The organism is Rhodoferax sp. GW821-FHT07G04, from assembly GCF_059418585.1.
On record NZ_JBWKQD010000029.1, the window covers coordinates 1 to 752 of the forward strand.

At 67.7% G+C, this 752-nt stretch carries 1 protein-coding gene; it reads right to left on the reverse strand.

Annotated features, from left to right (window positions below; translation table 11 throughout):
• The coding region (locus tag AC07OO_RS25565) for an Ig-like domain-containing protein (protein ID WP_495084994.1) at positions 1-752 on the reverse strand (752 nt) is incomplete at both ends.

Here is a 752-nt window from a genome sequence, read left to right on the forward strand (position 1 = left end):
TGGGCCGTGAGGGTGACGCTGGCGCCTTGGGCAAGGCTGCTGGTGTTGGCGCTGATCGTTGTCGTGGTGCTGGCGCTGGGGGTCAGGTTGACCGCTGCAGCGGCCGAGGTGGCTGCCGTGTTGTTGGTGTCACCGTCGTATTGGACGCTCAGGTTGGCGCTGGAGCCAGGCAGGTCCACCACGTAGGTGGCCAAGCCATTGACCAGGCTCAGGGTGCCGCCGCTCAGGGCCACGCCGTTGTTCAGGAAGGTGACCTGTCCGCCGGGGTTGGCGCCGCTGATGGCGGCGGTGATGGAGACTTGGGTGGTTGTCTGGGTGCGGCTGACGATGGAGCTGCGCAGGGTCGCGCTGGCGCTGGCCTTGGCGATGCTGACGTTGCTGGAGCTGGAGAGGCTGGCGGCTCCCTTGGTGTCGCCCGAGTAGGCGGCCTTGATGGTGTGGCCGCCTACGATCAGGTTGTTCAGGACCAGGGTGGCTTGGCCGTTGGCCGCTACGGCAGCACTGCCCAGTACGGTGTTGCCGTCAAAGAAAGTGACGGTGCCGCTGGGTGCAAAGCCGTTGGTGCCGCCAGTAATGGCGGCGGTGAGGGTGAGGTTCTGGCCGTAGTTGGCTGCGCTGGTGGAGCTGCTCAGCGTGGTGGTGGTGGCCGGGGGTGGGGTGGCACCGCCGGTGACGGTGACGTTGCTGATGGCCGAGCCGGTGCTGGCGTTGCTGGCGTCGCCGCTGTAGCTGGCGCTGATGGCGGCCGTGCC